This is a genomic window from Spongiibacter tropicus DSM 19543 (assembly GCF_000420325.1).
GTDB lineage: Bacteria > Pseudomonadota > Gammaproteobacteria > Pseudomonadales > Spongiibacteraceae > Spongiibacter > Spongiibacter tropicus.
The window spans coordinates 142,893-159,196 of the sequence record NZ_ATUS01000002.1 but is presented as its reverse complement, the minus strand read 5'-3'; the positions used below and the strand labels follow the sequence as shown (position 1 = coordinate 159,196).

General features: G+C 59.1%; 15 protein-coding genes. 14 read left to right on the top strand and 1 reads right to left on the bottom strand.

The window, feature by feature from the left end; all coding sequences use genetic code 11:
• Positions 1–17: 17 nt before the first annotated feature.
• The 5 genes from G411_RS20350 to G411_RS0112340 all read left to right on the top strand — a co-directional run bounded on the left by G411_RS20350 (position 18) and on the right by G411_RS0112340 (position 4,995).
• The gene (locus G411_RS20350) at positions 18–2,213 is read left to right on the top strand and encodes a CocE/NonD family hydrolase (RefSeq protein ID WP_022959528.1); all 2,196 of its coding nucleotides are present in this window, start codon (positions 18–20) and stop codon (positions 2,211–2,213) included.
• Positions 2,214–2,365: 152 nt separating this feature from the next.
• Entirely contained in the window at positions 2,366–3,013 is a 648-nt protein-coding gene (locus tag G411_RS0112355) for a hypothetical protein (RefSeq protein WP_022959527.1), read from the top strand.
• Positions 2,997–3,887, top strand: a complete 891-nt coding sequence (locus G411_RS0112350) for a D-hexose-6-phosphate mutarotase (protein WP_022959526.1) — start codon at positions 2,997–2,999, stop codon at positions 3,885–3,887. The genes G411_RS0112355 and G411_RS0112350 overlap by 17 nt, the downstream gene beginning before the upstream one ends.
• Before the next feature lie 109 nt (positions 3,888–3,996).
• Positions 3,997–4,539 carry a CC0125/CC1285 family lipoprotein gene (locus G411_RS0112345; protein ID WP_022959525.1) on the top strand — a complete coding sequence of 181 codons (543 nt, stop codon included), beginning with the start codon at positions 3,997–3,999 and terminating at the stop codon, positions 4,537–4,539.
• A 93-nt stretch (positions 4,540–4,632) separates the two neighbouring features.
• Positions 4,633–4,995, top strand: a complete 363-nt coding sequence (locus G411_RS0112340) for a CoA-binding protein (RefSeq protein WP_022959524.1) — start codon at positions 4,633–4,635, stop codon at positions 4,993–4,995.
• Positions 4,996–5,079: 84 nt separating this feature from the next.
• Here G411_RS0112340 and G411_RS0112335 read toward each other — a convergent pair whose 3' ends face one another.
• Positions 5,080–5,742: a urate hydroxylase PuuD gene (locus G411_RS0112335; protein WP_022959523.1), complete on the bottom strand. Its 663-nt coding sequence runs from the start codon at positions 5,740–5,742 to the stop codon at positions 5,080–5,082.
• A gap of 194 nt (positions 5,743–5,936) precedes the next feature.
• Here G411_RS0112335 and G411_RS0112330 point away from each other — a divergent pair, with 194 nt between their 5' ends.
• The 9 genes from G411_RS0112330 to ribF all read left to right on the top strand — a co-directional run bounded on the left by G411_RS0112330 (position 5,937) and on the right by ribF (position 16,288).
• Positions 5,937–6,713 (top strand): hypothetical protein, encoded by a 777-nt coding sequence (locus G411_RS0112330; protein WP_022959522.1) that lies wholly within the window; start codon positions 5,937–5,939, stop codon positions 6,711–6,713.
• A 144-nt stretch (positions 6,714–6,857) separates the two neighbouring features.
• Positions 6,858–8,375, top strand: coding sequence for a fumarate hydratase (locus tag G411_RS0112325; protein WP_022959521.1), 1,518 nt, complete (start codon positions 6,858–6,860; stop codon positions 8,373–8,375).
• A 53-nt stretch (positions 8,376–8,428) separates the two neighbouring features.
• The gene (gene sbcB / locus G411_RS0112320; RefSeq protein WP_022959520.1) at positions 8,429–9,862 is read left to right on the top strand and encodes an exodeoxyribonuclease I; all 1,434 of its coding nucleotides are present in this window, start codon (positions 8,429–8,431) and stop codon (positions 9,860–9,862) included.
• Positions 9,859–10,152, top strand: a complete 294-nt coding sequence (locus G411_RS20345; RefSeq protein WP_022959519.1) for a GIY-YIG nuclease family protein — start codon at positions 9,859–9,861, stop codon at positions 10,150–10,152. The genes sbcB and G411_RS20345 overlap by 4 nt, the downstream gene beginning before the upstream one ends.
• Before the next feature lie 11 nt (positions 10,153–10,163).
• Positions 10,164–11,990 (top strand): ABC transporter transmembrane domain-containing protein, encoded by a 1,827-nt coding sequence (locus G411_RS20340; RefSeq protein ID WP_022959518.1) that lies wholly within the window; start codon positions 10,164–10,166, stop codon positions 11,988–11,990.
• Positions 11,991–12,006: 16 nt separating this feature from the next.
• Entirely contained in the window at positions 12,007–13,023 is a 1,017-nt protein-coding gene (locus tag G411_RS0112305; protein ID WP_022959517.1) for an aspartate carbamoyltransferase, read from the top strand.
• Positions 13,023–13,631 carry an NUDIX domain-containing protein gene (locus G411_RS0112300; protein WP_022959516.1) on the top strand — a complete coding sequence of 203 codons (609 nt, stop codon included), beginning with the start codon at positions 13,023–13,025 and terminating at the stop codon, positions 13,629–13,631. Before G411_RS0112305 ends, G411_RS0112300 begins: the two co-directional genes overlap by 1 nt.
• Positions 13,628–15,223, top strand: coding sequence for a murein biosynthesis integral membrane protein MurJ (murJ, locus tag G411_RS0112295; protein ID WP_028968397.1), 1,596 nt, complete (start codon positions 13,628–13,630; stop codon positions 15,221–15,223). The genes G411_RS0112300 and murJ overlap by 4 nt, the downstream gene beginning before the upstream one ends.
• Positions 15,224–15,328: 105 nt before the next feature.
• Positions 15,329–16,288 (top strand): bifunctional riboflavin kinase/FAD synthetase, encoded by a 960-nt coding sequence (gene ribF, locus G411_RS0112290; protein ID WP_245542385.1) that lies wholly within the window; start codon positions 15,329–15,331, stop codon positions 16,286–16,288.
• The last annotated feature ends 16 nt before the right edge of the window (positions 16,289–16,304 follow it).

The following is a 16,304-nucleotide window of genomic DNA, read 5'->3' as shown; positions in this document are numbered from 1 at the left end:
AATAAACGGTGGTTCCCATGTCTATTCAACTGCGTCTTGGCATGCTGTGCGTGCTTTTAGCTCTGCTGCAGGCCTGCGGTGGCTCAAGCTCATCCTCCAGTGGTGGTTCGACACCCGAAGCCATTGATACCGACAGTGACGGTATTCTTGATGCGGATGATAACTGCCCGACGGTGGCTAACCCGAATCAGCAGGATACCGACGATGACGGCGCGGGCGATGCCTGCGACGCGGACGACGCCCGAGACAGTGATGAAGATGGCATTGTGAACAGCAATGACCTCTGCGCGGCGACGCCTGCGGGGGCAGCGGTCGATGATCGCGGCTGTGCCGATACGCAAGTCAATGCCAGTTGCGGCGACAGCTTCGCCACGCAGTCGGCGGGTCGCCACTATCCGGTAACGCTGCAATCGGCCAGTGGTGAAACCATCAGTTTTGAAGTGTTTGAGCCCGCCACCCTGCGTTGCGGTGCCCGCTCGCTGGGGGCGCACCCTCTGGTATTGCAGGGGCACGGCTTTGGGGGAAGTCGAGTCAGCGATCCGGCGTCTGGAGACTACGCGTCTACCGGTATTGAGACGCTGGTAAATGCCGACTACGCGGTAATCAGTATCGACTTGCGCGGCTTTGGTCAGAGCAGCGGCACCGTGCGGGTGATGGACCCGGATTTTGAGGGACTGGATCTCGTACAGATTGTCGACTGGGCAGAGCAAAACCTGGATTACCTGGCCTGGCGTGACAACGCCAGTGGGGGCTATGCTGGCCGGCCTGACAGTGCCGAGAGCACAGCAGACGGCGTGAACCTGTTGTTGGGCTCCATTGGCTCCAGTTATGGCGGTGGTTATCAGATGCTGCTGCATGCCGTGGACGAAAAGCAGCGACTGGACGCGATGGTGCCTGACATCACCTGGCATCACCTGCCCTACAGCCTCAACCCCGGCGATGCCATCAAGGCGACCTGGAGCCTGCTGCTCGTTGCCGGTGGCGAAGCGGGCAGCTACGGCCCCGGACTGGAGGGGCAGGATTCGCCCTTTTCTCGTGGCCTCGACCCCTATGTAAAAGAAACGCTGCTGCGGGGAATCACGCTGAATGAATTCCCCCGCGACGCGATTGACTGGTTTGCCTACCACAGCCCGAGTTACTGGTGCGGGCTGAACAGTCAGCCCACTATGCCCTACAGCGTTGCGGAAAGTGAGTTGAATAATAATCTGACCGGGCAGATTGAAGTGGCGCCGCCCGGCAGCAATACCTACACCGGCCAGCCGGGTGTCGATGTGCTGATTACGCAGGGTATCCGCGACACGCTGTTTAATTTTAATGATGCCTGGTGGAACTACCAGTGCCTGAGTCAGCGCGCCGAGAGCAACGGCGCCGAGGTGCGATTGCTGACCCACGAGAGCGGTCACATTATCTCTGGATTCATTGGTGAGACGCCGGAGCCGCTTTACTTCCAGGCGCCCGGCGGTAATTTTGCCTGTGGCAGTCTGTCCCAGCGCGATGCGCAGTTTGCCTGGCTGCAGGAAAAGCTGCGTGGCGTCGATTCGGCGGGTTTGTTGGGCGAGGGCCTCTGCCTGTCGCTGGCCGATGACGACGCTGTCTACATCGACGACGGGGATTTTAAAGCGCGGCGGGCAAACGGTGTGCAGCCCGCATTCTACGGCGTTGCGGACGTAGCGGTGGACAATGTCCCCAACGGCGTGGAGGCGCAGGTAGCGCATCTTCTGGGCCAGGCGGCGCAGATTGTGCCGCTGTTGACGGTGGACGATGAGCAAGGCGTGATTCTGGCAGGAATTCCCCAGTTGGATATCACCTTGAGTACGCCCCAGATGCTTAACGATGAAATATGTACCATGGGGACGATTCCCACGCTGCGCCTTGGCTGCGACGCCATTATGTTAGTGGGGCTTGCTGTACAGCGCGATGGCGGCGACTGGGCGCTGATTGACGATCAGATGATGCCGGTACGCGGGCTGGGTGAGCATGTCGATATCGATATGGTGGGGATTGCCGAGCGCCTGTTACCCGGCGATACCTTGGGCTTTTGGGTCAGCGGCTATCACCCGCAGTACATCGAGTCCTTCTCGCGGGATGTGACAATTCCGCTGGTTAATGTCTCGGCCGACCTTCGCCTGCCGCTGTATGCGGTAGACAGTGCGGGCCAGCCTGATCCGCAGATGGCATTGACCACCGCGGTCAGTGAACTCAGCGAAAACTGAGGTCGGGCGACATGGCATGTCGCCCCGTTCAGGCCGTATACTTCGTCCTTCAGAGCCCGCACCGCGGGCTTTTACCGTTAAGGGCGGAGTGAAATACATTGGAGTTGTCATCTGTTGTGCCTTGGGGGCGCTCGTTCGAGGAATATCGGGCGATGTTTTCCCTCAGTGACGAAGATTTAGAACGGATAATTTTGGGCTGTGGAGATGGCCCTGCCAGTTTTAATGCCGAGTTGACCGCGCTGGGAGGCCGGGTACTGTCGGTTGACCCGATGTACTGCTTCAGCGTCGAGGACATCCAACAGCGTATTCGCCGCGTCTACCCCGGTATGCTCAGTCAGCTCGCCCGGCAGCGCGACGAGTATCTTTGGCGGCATTTCCGCGACCCCAGCCACGTCGGGTCGGTGCGCATGTCAGCGATGAACCGATTTCTGGAGGACTACCCCAAAGGGCTGGCTGACGGTCGCTATATTGAGGCCAGCCTGCCGGAATTACCCTGCCTGGATCGGGAGTACGATCTGGCTTTGTGCTCGCATCTGTTGTTCCTGTATGGCGAACAGATCAGTCTGGCGTCGCATATCGCTGCCATTAAAGAACTGTGCCGGGTTGCCCGGGAAGTGCGGATTTATCCGCTGGTCGACTTGGAAGGTAGGCCCTCCAGTCATTTGCCAGGGGTGATTCGCGAGCTGGCGGCCTGCGGCTACGAGCTGGGTATGGAAAAGGTCGACTACCAATTCCAGAAGGGCGCCACCGATATGCTGTGGATTCAATCTGTAGGAGAAAACCTTGAACTTGACGTGTGAGTTGCCCGCCGGCGTCAGTCTGAGCGACAGTCGGAACGAGTATGCAAGCGAGTCATCCATACCGTTGATACGTATTGAAACCCCTTTGTGCCGCGCCGTACTCGCCTTGCAGGGGGCGCAGTTGCTGTCCTTTGTGCCTGAGAGCGGGCGCGATTGGCTGTGGTTGAGCCCACAGGCTGAATTTGCGCCGGGCAAGGCGGTTCGCGGCGGCATTCCACTCTGTTTGCCTTGGTTTGGCGTGAATCGCCGTCGGCCCGAGCTTCCCAAACACGGTTGGCTGCGCCAGCGTGACTGGCAGTTGCAGGCGGCGAGCTGCGATGCAGAGGGTGTGGTGACCCTGCAGCTGGCAACCGCATCATTGCCCTCCGAACTGCCGGATTTTCCCTGGGTGTATGAGGTCGAGGTGGAATACCGCCTCGGCCGTAAGATTGAGCTTGAGCTGCGGGTTCGCAATTGCAGTAACACCGTTATGCCACTGAGTTTTGCCGCGCATAGTTATTTTTCGGCAATCATAGAGCAAGCACAGGTCTTCGGCTTGGGAAGTGGTCGTTTTCTCGACAATACCGATAGCCTGCTTGCCAAGCAGCAGGTCGAACCGCAGACATTTTTTGGCGAGGTGGATCGTGTTTTTGAGGGCGCTGGCGGCCGTCAGCGACTGTTAACCGGATCGCAGACCCTGGATATCAGAGGTGAGGGTTGCGATACCCTGGTCATCTGGAACCCCGGAGAGCGTCTGGCCGCTGACATGAAGGATGTCGGTGGGGGCTATCGAGACTACGTCTGCGTGGAGCGCGGTATGGCTTTTGCCGATGAGCTTGCATTAGCGCCGGGCGACGACTGCGTTGCGAGAATGGTGATCTTGCCAGCTACGTAGTTATACCTATTCAGTTTCAGTTAATACGATTCACGTAAGCTTTCTCTCGTCAGTAAAGAGCAAACAGGCCAGCGAAACGACTGGCCAGCATTCGAGATGAGGAGAGACCATGCGTATTCAGACGATGTTGATTGCAGTGTTGGCGCTGTTCATGGCCGCCTGCAGCAGTACAACCACCTATCAGCCTGCGGAGAAGCGGGGCGGTTACGGCTACACCGAAACTGAATTGGGCAAGGATCGCTACCGAGTCACGTTTACCGGTAATACGGTTACCGACAAAGAGACGGTGAATGACTATGCGCTGCTGCGCGCAGCGGAATTAACCCTTCAGCAGGGTTACGACTGGTTCCAGCTGGTCAACCGTGATACCGAAAGTAAGAGTCGCACCAGCAGCAGTATTTCCGGTGTGAACGACTTTGGCGGTGGTACGGCCGTTTATCAGCGTTGCGGGCTGTTGAGCTGCGACACGGTGGTGGCGCAAACGCCCGGACGCCTCAGTGGTGGCTACGCCACGTCCACCACGCGTACGTCCTATCAGGCATCGCTGGAAATCAAAATGGGCAAAGACCCCATGCCTGATGCGGCAGAGGCTTACAATGCGCAGGAGTTGGCATCTACACTGCGCCGATGGATGGGCAGCAACCAGCCGTAAGCTGAGCACTGCACGAACGTAAACCGGGCCTTGCCCGGTTTTTTATTGCCTGCCATATTTGCCTCAATATCGGATCTATTCAGGAATATAACTATGGTAGTTGCGGTACTGGGAGCCAGCCCGAAAGCCGAGCGCTTTTCTCACAGGGCCGCGGTGATGCTGCAGGACTTCGGTCATCGGGTTGTGCCGGTAAACCCTTATCACCCCAGCGTGGCGGGGCTGAATTGTGTACCGTCGCTGTCGGCGCTGGATGAGGGGAGTGTCGATACGGTAACGGTGTATATGCGCGAAGCGCTGCTGGCACCTCATGCTTCCGAGTTGTTGGCGCTGATGCCACGTCGAATCATTTTTAACCCTGGCAGCGAAGCGCCAGCATTGGCGAAGACACTGCGTGAGGCGGGTATTGAGTGTGTTGATGCCTGCACCCTGGTGATGCTGCGAAGTGGGACGTTCTAGCGCGGGCGAAGGGAGATTTTGCGGGGATTTGGGAACTAAAAAGGGAGCCAGAGGCTCCCTTAAAATTATCAACGTCGTGCTGGCTCAGACAAACTGCAGCAGACCGATCATGCCCAGCGCCAGTGCGAGACTCAAATGCACTACGCCAACCACAGTGGTCATCGGGCCGGGTTTGCCGAACATGGCGTTAAGTTGCAGCAGGGCAATAATACCCAGGCAAATCCACAGGCCGAGGCTGATGCCTCCCTCGGCGGTCTTGCCAACGGCGGCCAGTGCCGCGTTGCCAGTGCCGTGGAAAGAACCCAGCATGCCGATCAGCATGGGGGCAGAGAACAGCGTGTTGGTACGTGAGGCCACGGCGGCGCGAGGCGCGGCCTTGGCGGCGTCACCGGGCTTGATGCCGCAAATAACTTTCTGGTTTGGCCAGATGATCAGCCATACGTTGAGGAACATCAGGGTGCCGAGCAGGGCGCCGACAATAATGTAGCCATTCAGGCCGCCGGTGCGGCTCATGGTGAAGTGTAGAAGGGCCAGACCGGTCAGGAAGGTAAACATGGCGCCCCAGCGGAACCACGCCAGCGCGCGGGGAGCCAATTTTTGTACCGCATCGGCTTTGGCGGCGGGCTCGGCTTCTTTGAAGTATTCGGTCTGTACAAAGTTGAAGTAGTACAGCAGGCCGATCCAGGTAATGCCAAACAATACGTGCAACCAGCGCAGTGCGAGGTCGACAGAAATATACGCGTCCATAAGCCCCTCTCGAAGAGTTGTTGTCATAGTTGTAGCCCGCAGACAGCGCGTCCGGGGGCGGCAGCAGTATAGCAAAATGCCCGTCGGCCGAGCGACTTTGTACAGTGGCACTGGAGGCTGGACGGGCGGCAGTTCATAATGCGGAGCATTGATGCCTGGGTGGCGATGTTTAAACAGCGATGGAAAGGTGAATAGTGAGTACAGAACGACAGGAACCGCGTATTTCGATTGCCCTCGAGGAAGAGGACATTGCCCAGCGCGCGCCCGCTGGCAAGGGAGGTAACGGCGGGGCTGATTTACCTCCGCCGCCTCCGCCTGCCTCGGGTGGTAGTGGCTTTATTCTGTTTATGCTGGCCTTGTTGATTGTTGCCTTGGCCGCGGCGGCGTACTACCTGTTTGATCGTTTGCTGCTGACTCAGGGCGAGTTGAAGCAGGCGCAGTCGCGGCTGGATGCACTCGAACAGCGATTATCCTCAGCGGATGAGAGCCTTGAGCAGAACAGCGTGACAACGGCGGTAAAACTCAAAGAGCTGGATTCCGAGGTGCGCAAACTTTGGGATAACGTCTGGAAGCGACAGAAAGCGGAACTGGCCGAGCACGATGCCCAGATTGCCAAAAACGAAAAACGTCTGGCGAGTATCGAAAGCCGCAATACCACGCTGAGCGCGGAGCTTAAAAAGGCGCTGGATGGCTACAAGGCCGACCGCGAGTCGCTCAAATCGATGTCGGGCAAGCTGGATAGAGTCATCGCTCAAAGTGAGGTGAACAAAAAAACCTTACTGGACGTGAACAAGCAGCTTGCCGCCGGGGGCAGTCTCGATGCGCGCGTCAAGGATCTGGAGAAACGCATGGAGCAGAGCGAGCAGTGGCTGGATTCTGTGAATGCGTTCCGCCGTCAGGTCAATCGTGAAATCGATGCCCTGCGCCAGACCATTACCCAATACCACGCAGGCAGTCCCGAGGCCCGCTGACGCCGCCGCGCTGGCTGGTGTATAATCCTGCGCCACATTATCGGCACTGGGCGAGGGCCCGGTGCCGAGCCTGACTGGCCTGCGGGTCGGTCTGCGCCACGGCGCTCAACCCCAATGCAAACCTTGGCCTGAGGAACCTGCCACATGACTGTTATCCGTCAAGACGACCTGATTCAGAGTGTTGCCGACGCCCTGCAATACATTTCCTACTACCACCCGGTCGATTTCATCAAGGCAGTGGACGAGGCTTACCAGCGTGAGCAAAACCCGGCGGCCAAAGACGCCATGGCGCAGATTCTCATCAACTCGCGTATGTGTGCCGAGGGGCACCGCCCGATCTGTCAGGACACCGGTATCGTAACCGTCTTCCTGACCGTGGGCATGAACGTGCAGTGGGAAGGTGATATGGGCGTTTCCGATATGGTGAACGAAGGTGTTCGCCGTGCTTACAACCTGCCCGACAATGTGCTGCGTGCCTCCATTCTGGCCGATCCCGACGGCGCTCGCAGCAACACCAAAGACAACACGCCTGCCGTCATTCACTACGAAATCGTGCCCGGTGACACCGTTGACGTGCACGTGGCAGCGAAAGGGGGCGGCTCCGAGGCCAAGTCGAAATTCGCCATGCTTAACCCCTCTGATTCCGTAGTGGACTGGGTGCTGAAAATGGTGCCGACCATGGGTGCGGGCTGGTGTCCGCCGGGCATGCTGGGCATTGGTATTGGCGGTACGGCCGAAAAGGCGATGCTGCTGGCCAAAGAAGCTCTGCTCGACCCCATCGACATTCACGACCTGCAAAAACGTGGCGCATCTAACCGTTCAGAAGAGCTGCGCCTGGAACTGCACGAAAAAGTGAACCAGCTGGGCATCGGTGCTCAGGGATTGGGCGGCCTGACGACGGTGCTGGATGTTAAAGTCAAAGACTACCCGACCCACGCAGCGAACAAGGCGATTGCACTGATCCCGAACTGCGCAGCCACCCGTCACGCTCATTTTACGCTGGATGGCAGCGGCCCGGTTGCGCTGACGCCGCCGAAGCTGGAAGAGTGGCCGGAAGTCACCCGTGAAACCGGCGGCAATGTGAAGCGTGTGAATCTGGACACTGTGACGGCTGACGAGATCAAGACCTGGAAGCCCGGCGATACACTGCTGCTGAATGGCAAAATGCTTACCGGCCGCGACGCTGCGCACAAGAAGATGGTCGATATGCTGGCCAAGGGCGAGAAGCTGCCGGTCGATCTGAAAGGCCGCTTCATTTATTACGTTGGCCCGGTTGATCCGGTGCGCGATGAGGTGGTTGGCCCCGCTGGTCCGACCACGGCCACCCGTATGGATAAATTCACCCGCACCATGCTGGCCGAAACCGGCCTGATGGGCATGATTGGCAAGTCCGAGCGCGGTGATGGCGCCATCGATGCCATTAAAGAGTTCGAAGCTGTCTATCTGATGGCGACCGGCGGCGCCGCATACCTGGTGGCGCAGGCGATCAAAAAAGCTGAAGTGGTTGCCTTCCCGGAACTGGGCATGGAGGCGATCTACGAGTTCACCGTGGAGGACATGCCGGTCACCGTGGCAGTGGATACCGAGGGTGAGTCGGTACATAAACTCGGGCCGCAGATCTGGAAAGCCAAAATCGAGGCTGAAAAGATTAACGTGGCGTAAAACAGAACGGGGGCTAGGCCCCCGTTTTTGCAGGGTGGTGTTGGACAAACGGCATGAGCGAAACCTTTTACTGGCATGACTACGAAACCTGGGGCACGGCGCCTGCGCTGGACCGTCCCTCACAGTTTGCCGGTGTGCGAACCGATGCCGATCTGAACATTATCGGCGAGCCGCTGGTTCAGTTCTGTCGCCCCACGCCCGACTACCTGCCCAATCCCGAGGCCTGTCTGGTCACCGGCATCACGCCTCAACAGGCCTTGGAAGAGGGGCTGAGTGAAGCCGAGTTTGTTGCCAATATCCATGCGGAACTGGCCCAGCCCGGCACCTGCACTGTCGGTTACAACAGTATTCGCTTCGATGACGAAGTGACTCGTTACGCGCTTTACCGCAATTTCTACGACCCCTACGCCAGGGAGTGGCAGAACGGCAATTCGCGTTGGGATCTGATCGACGTGGTGCGTCTGTGTTATGCACTGCGCCCTGAGGGAATTGAATGGCCCCGTCGCGAGGATGGCAGCCCGAGCTTCAGGCTGGAGGAGCTGACAGCGGCCAATGGCCTGAGCCACGAATCGGCTCACGATGCGCTATCGGATGTGCTGGCAACGATTGATCTGGCGAGGCTGATAAAAACCGCGCAGCCCAAGCTCTATGACTACGCGCTAAGCTTGCGCAACAAGCGCACGGTGTCGGCGATGCTGGATACCGACACGCAGGTGCCGGTGGTGCATGTGTCAGGTCGAATTTCTGCGGCGCGGGGTTGCACTGCCTTGATGATGCCGCTGGCGCCGCACCCGGTGAATCGGAACAGTGTGATTGTTTACGACCTGTCAGTTGACCCGCAGCCCCTGATTGAGCTCGGCGTTGAAGAAGTTGCTCGGCGGCTGTTCAGCAGCAGTGCCGAACTGGGGGAGGGCGTTGAGCGTATTCCTCTGAAAGAAATTCATCTGAACCGTGCGCCGATCGTGGCGACCCCCAAATTGCTGGACGACGCCAGTGCCGAGCGGCTGCAGATTGATCTGGACGTCTGTCGTCGTCACTGGCAGCAATTGCGTCATGCTCAGGGCCTGAAAGAAAAGCTTCAGCAGCTTTATCAGCAGCGGGAGTTTGAGGAAAACCCCGATGTGGATACTCAGCTCTATGGCGGCTTTTTCGGCGATAGTGACAAGCGCGCAATGGATCGTATTCGCAGTTTGTCGCCAGAAGCATTGGCCAGCGAGTCCTTTCAGTTCAGTGATGCCCGTCTTGGCGAGCTGCTGTGGCGCTATCGCGGCCGAAACTTCCCTCAGAGCCTGTCCGCTCAGGAGCGTCAGCGCTGGTTTGCTTTCTGTAAGCAGCGTCTTCGTCAGCCGGGAAGCGGTCTGCTGGGTTTCGACGCCTTTCGTCAGCGCCTGAGCGAGCTGGCTGAGGGAGAACTGGACGACTTCCAGCAGCACATTTTGCAGGAACTGAACGACTACGCTGACGCGCTGGAGCAGGAGGGGCTTTGAGCGATTGGTGGGTGTATATGGTGCGCTGCCGCAGCGGGCGGCTGTACACCGGCATTACCACCGACACCGAGCGACGTTTTCGGGAGCACTGCGGCGAAGGTGGACGTGGTGCCCGGTTTTTTCGCAGCGACCCGCCAGAGGCGATGGTGTATACCGAAGCGGCGGTGGATCGCTCGGCGGCCTCAAAGCGCGAGGCCGCGATCAAAAAACTCAGTCGCCAGCAAAAGTTGCGGCTGATTGACGGGGCGCTTTTACCGGATGCAGATCCGCGCAATAATGCGCGCCCATAACAGGAGGGTCCATGGCTGATCAAGGTGGCGACGAGCGCGGCAAGGCAAACATCGGCGTGTTGCGCGCCATGCTGGGCTTTCTTCGTCCCTATCGTGCTCAGGTCTTAGGCGCCAGTGTCGCGCTGGTGTGCACGGCGGCCATCACCCTGTCTATTGGTCAGGGCCTGCGGATGCTGGTGGACAGCGGCTTTGCCAGCGGCGCAACGGAAGACGCGCTGAATCAGGCGCTGCTGCTGTTTATGGGCATGGTGGTCCTTCTTGCCTTTGGCACTTTTATTCGCTTTTATCTGGTGTCGTGGATCGGCGAGCGGGTGAGTGCCGATCTTCGCAAAGCGGTGTTTGCCCACGTTGTGACGCTGCACCCCGGCTTTTTTGAAAACCAGCTCAGCGGTGATATTCAGTCGCGCATCACCACCGACACCAGTTTGCTGCAAACGGTGATTGGCTCGTCGGTATCGATTGCCCTGCGCAATGCGCTGATGTTTTTCGGTGGCCTGATCTGGCTGTTTATCACCAACCCCAAGTTGACCGGCGTAGTGCTGTTGAGTGTGCCGCTGGTTATCGGCCCCATTCTTATCTTCGGCCGCCGAGTGCGTAGCCTGTCGCGCAGCAGCCAGGACAAGATCGCCAGTGTTGGCAGCTTTGTGGGCGAGGCGGTAAAGAACATCAAACTGGTGCAGGCCTTTAATCACCAGCAGGCGGATAGAGCGACGTTTGATCGTCATGCCGAGACGGCCTTTGATGTGGCTATTGTGCGCATTCGCCAGCGTGCCTGGCTGACCACCATTGTGATTGTGCTGGTACTGGGCGCGGTGACAGGTATGTTGTGGGTCGGTGGTCATGACGTATTGGCCGGTCGGATCAGCGCCGGTGAGCTGACTGCGTTTATTTTCTATGCCGTGATGGTGGCCGCGTCCGTCGGCGCAATCTCGGAAGTCTATGGCGACTTGCAGCGGGCCGCAGGCGCGGCAGAGCGGCTGTTGGAACTGCTGGCCGCTGAGAACCGAATTTTGCCGCCCGCACAGCCGGTGTCGCTGGCGCAACCCGTTCGTGGCGAGATTGCCTTTGACGCCGTGGATTTTGCCTATGCCTCCCGGCCTGAGGTACTGGCCATCAAGCAGTTCACCCTGAACGTCCCCGCTGGCAGCAGCCTGGCGCTGGTGGGCAGTTCCGGTGCCGGTAAGTCGACGATGATTGATTTGCTGTTGCGATTTTACGATGTCAGCGGTGGCGCTATTCGTTTTGACGGCGTCGATATTCGCGACCTTGATCCTGCCGAATTGAGGCAGTACATCGCCATGGTGCCGCAGCAACCGGTGCTGTTTACTGGCACGGTCGCGGACAATATTCGCTATGGTCGTGCGGACGCCAGCGACGAAGATATTGAAGCGGCGGCAAAGGCGGCCTATGCCCACGAGTTTATCGAGCGTCTGCCAGAGGGCTACCAGAGTTTTGTGGGCGAGGGCGGGGTGCGCTTGTCAGGCGGCCAGCGCCAGCGCATTGCGATTGCCCGTGCACTGCTGGCTGATCCGCGCTTGCTGCTGCTCGACGAGGCGACCAGTGCGCTGGATGCCGAGAGTGAATATCAGGTACAGAAGGCGCTGGAACGCCTGATGCAAGGTCGCACCAGCATTGTGATTGCCCACCGCCTGGCCACCGTCATCAATGTCGATCGTATTGCCGTGCTGGATCACGGTGAGCTGGTGGCTTGTGGCCGCCACAGTGAATTGCTGAGTCAGTCGCCGCTGTATGCGCGCTGGGCCAGTTTGCAGTTTGATGAAGCGAACCATCAGGCGTCGGCAGCGGACGAACGTCCCTTGTCTGGCGCTGCACAGTAAATATGGGAGAACAGTCTTGAAATTTGCCGGTAGTCATATTCTCTCCATCGGTCAGTTCGAGCGCGAAGATATCGAGCGCGTCTTTACCGTGGCCGACCGCATGGTGCCCTACGCGCACCGGGAACGGGTCACCAAGGTGCTGGATGGTGCCATTCTCGGCAATATGTTTTTCGAGCCTTCTACCCGAACGCGGGTCAGCTTTGGCTGCGCCTTTAATCTGCTGGGTGGCGAGGTGCGCGAGACCACCGGCTTCGAAAGCTCGGCGATTGCCAAAGGCGAATCCCTTTATGACACGGCACGGGTGCTCAGTGGTTATAGCGATGTGATTGTGATGCGCCATCCGGCATCGGGGTCGGTCAGCGAGTTTGCTCAGGCCAGCCGCGTGCCGGTGATCAATGGTGGCGATGGTGCGAACGAGCACCCCAGTCAGGCGTTGCTTGACCTGTACACCATCCGCAAGGAGCTTCGTCATCAGGGCCGCAATGATATCGATGGCTTGCGCATCGCGATGATTGGTGACCTGAAATATGGCCGTACTGTGCACTCGCTGTGCAAGCTGCTGGGGCTGTATCGCAATATCCATCTGGTGTTGATCTCACCTGACGAATTGCGCATGCCGGGGGAAATTGTCGAGGCGCTGCGCATGGACGGACACACCGTGGTGGAGTCCGACGTGATGGAGGCGAGTCTGTCCAATGTGGATATCGCCTATTCCACTCGCATTCAAGAAGAGCGTTTTGCCAGCAAGGCCGACGCCGATCTCTACCGTGGTCGCTATCGCCTGAATCAGTCCATTTACACCCGCTACTGCGAACCCAATACCGTCATCATGCATCCGTTGCCCAGGGATTCCCGGCAGGAAGCCAATGAGCTGGATAACGACCTGAACGACAACCCCAATCTGGCGATTTTTCGTCAGGCCGACAACGGCGTACTGGTACGTATGGCGCTGTTCGCGATGATTCTCGATGTTGTTGACCAGGTCGACAAATCGGCTCGCGACGTTAACTGGTATACCGAAAGGCGGTTCTGATGGCGGACTTCGATCGCGACGATGTCGAGGTAATCGACAGCCGCAGCGCCTGGCGGGGCTTCTTCGAGATCCGCGCGCTCAAGTTGCGCCATCGCCTGTTTGCCGGTGGCTGGGGCAAGCCGATTTCTCGCGAGCTGTTTGTGCGCGGTCCGGCCGTGGGACTGTTGCCCTACGATGCCCGGCGCGATGAAGTGCTGCTGGTAGAGCAGTTTCGTGTGGGCGCGCTCGACAGCGGTCAGTCGCCCTGGCTCACTGAACTGGTGGCGGGGATTATCGACACCGATGAAAGCCCGGAAGACGTCGCCCGCCGTGAAGCCCGAGAGGAAGCGGACATCGCGGTGGCTGAACTGGAGGCCGTGGCCGAGTATTTCTCTTCGCCCGGTGGCAGCGACGAGTACTTTTACCTCTACTGCGGACAGTGTTCTCTCGATGGTGCTGGCGGTCTTCACGGCCTTGCCACCGAGGGGGAAGATATCCGCGCCAGCGTATACGCGGCCGAAACGGCTTTTGCCATGCTGGATCGCGGCGAAATCAACAATGCCCATTCGGTGATTGCCCTGCAGTGGCTGCGCCTGCATCGGGCGCGTTTGCAGGCGCAATGGTCGTGAGCGTAACGGAAGAAGCGGCACTTTCTAAATCCTCATCCGGTGGCGGACTGCTGCGCTCCAGTCTGGTGGTCGGTGCCATGACCATGTTGTCGCGGGTACTGGGGCTGATTCGCGACGTGGTGATTGCGGTAGTGCTGGGTGCCACGGCCAATGCCGACGCCTTCTTTGTTGCCTTTAAAATCCCCAATTTTCTGCGCCGCCTGTTTGCTGAGGGGGCGTTTTCTCAGGCCTTTGTGCCAGTGCTCTCCGAGTACCGGGAAACCCGTGATGCCGCGGCGGTTAAACAGCTGCTCGACCGGGTGGCCGGTGCCTTGGGCGGCACATTGCTGTGCATCACGCTGCTGGCGGTCATCGCTGCGCCACTGGTGGCAACGGTATTTGCGCCGGGATTTCGCGGCGACCCGCTGAAGTTTGCGCTCACCACGGAAATGATCCGTATCACCTTTCCCTATCTGATGCTGATCTCCCTCACCGGCTTTGCCGGGGCGGTGCTGAACAGCTATGGCCGCTTTGCCGTGCCCGCGTTTACGCCGGTGCTGCTGAATGTCTGCCTGATCACGGCGGCCGTGGTGGCCGCGCCGTATTTCGATGAGCCCGCAATGGCTTTGGCCTGGGGGGTACTAACGGCGGGTTGTGTGCAACTGGTCTTTCAGCTGCCGTTTCTCCAGCGCCTGCATTTATTGCCGACGCCGCGTTGGCAGTGGGGCGACGAGGGTGTGCGCCGGATCGTGCAACTGATGATCCCGGCGATGTTCGGGGTCTCGGTCAGCCAGATCAATTTGCTGCTCGATACCGTACTGGCGTCCTTCCTGCCTACCGGGAGTATCTCCTGGCTCTATTATTCCGACCGGCTGGTAGAGCTGCCTCTGGGGGTGTTTGCTATCGCCATTGCCACGGTGATTCTGCCCAGTTTGTCGCGCCAGCGGGCGGGGGGGGACCAGCAGGCCTTTTCTCAGACGCTGGACTGGGCGATTCGCGGCGTGTTGCTGATGGCCCTGCCCGCTGCCGTGGCGTTGCTGATTCTCGCCGAACCGATTCTGATTACGCTCTTCCAGTACGGTGAGCTGCAAAGTCGCGACGTTACCATGGCGGCCCTGAGCCTGAGGGCTTACACCTTGGGTCTGTTGGCCTTTATGCTGATCAAGGTATTGGCGCCGGGCTTCTTTGCCTGCCAGGACACTCGCACGCCGGTGCGCATCGGCATCTATGCGATGGTGGCGAATATGGTCTTTAACATCGCGCTGGTGCTGCCACTGCATTTTTACTGGCAGATCGGTCACGTGGGGCTGGCACTGGCCACCGCGGCGTCAGCCTGGCTCAATGCGGCGCTGTTGCTGCGCGGGCTGCTGAAGCGCGATGTGTACCATCCCGCAGCGGGCTGGTTGCGCTATAGCGTGCAAGTGTTGCTGCCGGTGGCGGCGATGGCGGCGGTGCTGATCGCCGCGCGTCTGGGTATTCACGACTGGGCCCTGTGGTTTGCCTGGCAGCGTGCTGCCGTGCTGTTGGCGGTTTGCGCGGCGGGGGGCGGTGTGTACCTGCTCGGTTTGTGGATGATGGGGATGCGCATCGGCGATATTCGCGGCGCGCGTTGAGGCGTTTAGTCGCGACGGTGACTGCGCTATAATCAGGCGCTTTGTCACTGCTCCGGCTTCGGCACGTTTCTCTGTGTTCAATAATGATGTTCAACAGTGTCGGCAATGAGCGCAACGATGGGAACAGCCGAAGGCATGGAGTTAATCCGCGGATTTCACAATTTCCGCCCGCGACACGGGGGCTGTGTGGCGACGATAGGCGCGTTTGATGGCGTGCATCGCGGCCACCAGGCGGTGTTGCGCCAGCTCGTGGAAAAAAGTCGCGAATACGGCCTGCCTTCCACTGTGGTGCTGTTTGAACCGCTGCCCCGCGAATACTTTGCCCCGGATTCTGCGCCGCCGCGGCTGATGTCGTTTCGCGAGAAGTTTGAGGCCATTCGCGAGCTGGGCATTGATCGCGTGGTGCGTATTCGCTTCACCCCTGCGCTGCGCAATATGAGCGCCGACGAGTTCATTAATACCCTGTTTGTGAAAAACCTCGGTGCCAAGTACATCGTGGTGGGTGACGATCTGCGCTTTGGTCGGGATCGCAGCGGCGATTTTGACTTGCTGCGCAAGGCCGGTGCCCGCGATGGCTTTGACGTGATGGATACCGCCACGCTGCAATACGATGGCGAGCGTGTCAGCAGTACCCGTATTCGCGAGGTGCTGGCAGCGGGGGATTTCGCGCTGGCGGAAGCGCTGCTCGGGCGACCTTACAGCATTTCCGGACGCGTGATTGTTGGCCAGCAACTGGGGCGCACTATTGGTGCGCCCACCGCTAATCTCCAGCTCCGCCGTCTGCGTTCGCCGTTGGCCGGGGTGTTTGCTGTGGAAGTGGAAGGGGTTGAGGCACAGCCGCTGCCGGGCGTGGCTAACGTCGGCGTTCGGCCCACTGTGGGCGACTTGAGCAAAGCCATTCTTGAAGTGCATTTATTGAACTTCAATGGCGACCTCTATCGGCGTAATATCCGCGTGCTGTTTCGCGAGAAACTGCGCAACGAAATCAAATTTGACAGCATCGACGCGCTGCGCGAGCAGATAGCCCGGGATATTGACCAGGCACGCGATTACTTCTCTCTCTAACCCGACTGCCGGGACT